The organism is Pseudomonas sp. PS02303, assembly GCF_029959925.1.
In the GTDB taxonomy this organism is placed as follows: domain Bacteria; phylum Pseudomonadota; class Gammaproteobacteria; order Pseudomonadales; family Pseudomonadaceae; genus Aquipseudomonas; species Aquipseudomonas mandelii.
In genome coordinates this window covers 1-3,752 of the sequence record NZ_JASCOM010000394.1, presented here as the reverse complement: position 1 = coordinate 3,752, position 3,752 = coordinate 1, and the positions used below count along the sequence as shown (strand labels likewise).

At 61.5% G+C, this 3,752-nt stretch carries 2 protein-coding genes; both read right to left on the bottom strand.

Annotation, left to right across the window (positions count from 1 at the left end; translation table 11 throughout):
- Positions 1 to 108 precede the first annotated feature (108 nt).
- Positions 109 to 2,961, bottom strand: a complete 2,853-nt coding sequence (gene gcvP / locus QMX98_RS33140) for an aminomethyl-transferring glycine dehydrogenase (RefSeq protein WP_282412012.1) — start codon at positions 2,959 to 2,961, stop codon at positions 109 to 111.
- A gap of 11 nt (positions 2,962 to 2,972) precedes the next feature.
- Positions 2,973 to 3,356 (bottom strand): glycine cleavage system protein GcvH, encoded by a 384-nt coding sequence (gcvH, locus tag QMX98_RS33135; RefSeq protein ID WP_154501450.1) that lies wholly within the window; start codon positions 3,354 to 3,356, stop codon positions 2,973 to 2,975.
- Positions 3,357 to 3,752 lie beyond the last annotated feature (396 nt).

The following is a 3,752-nucleotide window of genomic DNA, read 5'->3' as shown; positions in this document are numbered from 1 at the left end:
AGGCTTGCCCGCGAAGCTTTTAGCGGCCGTGATGGCCTCTTCGCGGGCAAGCCTCGCTCCTACAGAACCGGTGTGTCCTTGTGAGGGCGGTGAACCGCCCCCTATGGATCAAGCGTAGCTTTCGATCGACGGGCAAGCGCAAACCAGGTTGCGATCGCCAAACACGTTGTCGACGCGACCGACCGGTGGCCAGTACTTGCCTTCGATCAGCGACGCAACCGGGTATACCGCTTGCTCACGGCTGTACGGATGCGTCCACTCGCCAACGATTTCCGCAGCGGTGTGCGGGGCGTTTTTCAGCGGGTTGTCGTCCTTGTCCAGCGTGCCGTTTTCCACGGCGCGAATTTCTTCGCGGATGCGGATCATGGCGTCGCAGAAGCGGTCCAGTTCTTCCTTGGATTCGCTTTCGGTCGGCTCGATCATCAGCGTGCCGGCGACCGGGAAGGACATGGTCGGAGCGTGGAAACCGAAGTCGATCAGGCGCTTGGCGACGTCATCGACACTGATGCCGCTGCTGTCTTTCAGCGGACGCAAATCGAGGATGCATTCGTGCGCCACCAGACCGTTGCTGCCGGTGTACAGCACTGGGTAGTGCTCTTCGAGGCGACGGGAAATGTAGTTGGCATTGAGGATCGCCAGCTGCGAAGCGCGCTTGAGGCCCGCGCCGCCCATCATCCGAATGTACATCCAGGTGATTGGCAGAATGCTCGCGCTGCCGAACGGTGCCGCGCAGACCGCGCCTTCTTTACGCTCCATGGTGCCGTGACCCGGAAGGAACGGGGTCAGGTGCGATTTCACGCCAATCGGGCCAACGCCCGGGCCGCCACCACCGTGGGGAATGCAGAAGGTTTTGTGCAGGTTCAGGTGGCTCACGTCGCCGCCGAACTTGCCCGGGGCGCAGAGGCCGACCATCGCGTTCATGTTGGCGCCGTCGATGTACACCTGGCCGCCGTGGTCATGAATGATGCCGCAGATTTCACGGATGCCTTCTTCGAACACGCCGTGGGTCGACGGGTAAGTGATCATCAATGCTGCGAGGTGTTCGCGGTGCTCGATGGCCTTGGCGCGCAGGTCTTCGATGTCGACGTTGCCGCGGGCATCGCACGCGGTGACGACTACGCGCATGCCGGCCATGTTGGCGGTGGCCGGGTTGGTGCCGTGGGCAGAGGACGGGATCAGGCAGATGTCGCGACGGTCTTCGCCACGGCTCTGGTGATAGGCGCGAATTGCCAGCAGGCCGGCGTATTCACCTTGGGAACCGGCGTTCGGTTGCAGGGAGATCGCGTCGTAACCGGTGGCGGCGCAGAGCATCGCTTCCAGTTCGTCGGTCAGCTGTTGGTAACCGGCGCTTTGCTCGGCCGGGGCGAACGGGTGCAGGGCACCGAACTCGGCCCAGGTGACCGGGATCATTTCGCTGGCGGCGTTGAGTTTCATGGTGCACGAACCCAGCGGGATCATGGTGCGATCCAGGGCCAGGTCCTTGTCGGCCAGCTTGCGCAGGTAGCGCATCAGCTCGGTTTCCGAGTGATAACGGTTGAACACCGGGTGGCTGAGGATCGGAGATTGGCGAACCAGCGCGGCCGGAAGGGTGCTGACCACGGAACCGGCGAGGGCGGCGAAGTCTGGCAGCGCCTTAGCGTCGGCGAACAGGGCCCACAGGGTTTCCACGTCGGCTTGCGAAGTGGTTTCGTCGAGGGACAGGCCCAGACGCTCGGCATCCACGACGCGCAGGTTGATCTGCTGGGCGCGAGCCTTGTCGTGCAACGCGCCAGTGTTGGCGCCGGTTTTAATGGTCAACGTGTCGAAGAAGCTTTCTTGCTCGACCGTCAGCCCCAGTGCGCTCAAGCCCTTGGCCAGAATCGCGGTCAGGTGATGAATGCGGTTGGCGATCTGCGTCAGGCCTTTCGGGCCGTGGTACACGGCGTACATGCTCGCGATGTTGGCCAACAAAACCTGCGCGGTGCAGATGTTCGACGTGGCCTTCTCGCGGCGGATGTGTTGCTCGCGGGTTTGCATCGCCAGGCGCAGGGCCGGTTTGCCGAAACGGTCCACGGAGACACCGACCAGACGGCCCGGCATGTCGCGCTTGAACGCATCTTTCGTCGAGAAGTAAGCCGCGTGCGGGCCACCGAAGCCCAGCGGCACGCCGAAGCGTTGCGCGCTGCCGATGGCCACGTCGGCGCCGAACTCACCTGGAGGGGTCAGCACGGTCAGGGCCAACAGGTCGGCGGCGACGGCGACCAGCGCGTTGGCGGCGTGGAAGCGTTCGGTCAGTTCGCGGTAATCGAAGACGTCACCGTTACTCGCCGGGTATTGCAGCAAGGCACCGAAGAACGGCGTCACGTCAGTCAGTGCCTGCTCGTCACCAACGACCACGTCGATGCCCAGCGGCTCGGCACGGGTGCGCAGCACGTCGAGGGTTTGCGGGTGGCAATGCACGGACGCGAAGAAGGCGTGGCTGCCCTTGTTCTTGCTCAGGCGTTTGCAAAAGGTCATCGCTTCGGCGGCGGCGGTGGCTTCGTCGAGCAAGGATGCGTTGGCAATCGGCAGGCCGGTCAGGTCGCTGATCAGGGTCTGGAAGTTCAGCAGCGCTTCGAGACGACCCTGGGAGATTTCTGGCTGGTACGGGGTGTACGCGGTGTACCAGGCCGGGTTTTCCAGCAGGTTGCGCAGGATCGGCGACGGCGTGTGGGTGCCGTAGTAACCCTGGCCGATGAAGGTTTTGAACAGCTGGTTTTTGCCGGCGATGGACTTGATCAAGGCCAGGGCATCGGCTTCGCTCAGGCCGTCTTCGAGACCGAGGACGCTGGTGCCTTTGATGCTGTCGGGGATGACGCTGGCGCTCAGGGCTTCCAGGGAGTCAAAACCGAGGCTGTTGAGCATGGCTTGCTCGTCGCCGGAACGCGGGCCGATGTGGCGGGCGATGAATTCGTTGGCGGTCGTCAGGTTGACTTGAGTCATGTCAGCGCTCCTCAGGCTTCGGCGTTGGCTTTGATCAGACGGTCGTAAGCGTCCTGATCCAGCAGTTTGGCGACAGCGGAAGCGTCGGTTGGCTTAAAGCGGAAGAACCAGCCTTCGCCCAGCGGATCTTCGTTGACCAGTTCAGGGCTGCTCTCGAGGGCCGGGTTGGTCTCGACCACTTCACCGTCCAAAGGCATGTACACGCCGCTGGCGGCTTTTACCGATTCCACGGTGGCGGCTTCGGCGCCTTTGTCGTAGGACTGCAGCTCAGGCAGTTGTACGAAAACCACGTCGCCCAAGGCGTTCTGTGCGAAGGCGGTGATGCCGACAGTGACGCTGCCGTCAGCTTCGGTGCGCAGCCATTCGTGATCTTCAGTAAAACGCAACTCGCTCATGGAAACTCCTAAGGGGGCCAGACTTGTCTGGTGGACGCGATGGAATGCTTGGGCTAAAGCCCTGCTTTATGGTGGGTTACTAAGCAATTTCGCGGCCAATGTTTTTTTATCGTTATAAATCAATAGCTTAGTTGATATTGCGATGCGCAACAGATTGATGACTGTAGCGAAATCGCTACAGCAAGAGGCGAAGAAAAAAGCCTAGGTGGATCAAAGCCTTGCACAGCGGTGATCAGGGGAGGGTGTAGCGATATCGTTCCGCTGTAGCGCTTTCAGTACAGATGGAGGTCGTTTTTAAACAGGTCTTCAGGCCAGACACAAACCTCTGTAGGAGTGAGCCTGCTCGCGATAGCGGTGTGTCAGTCAACACATGCAGCAACTGACACTCCGCTATCG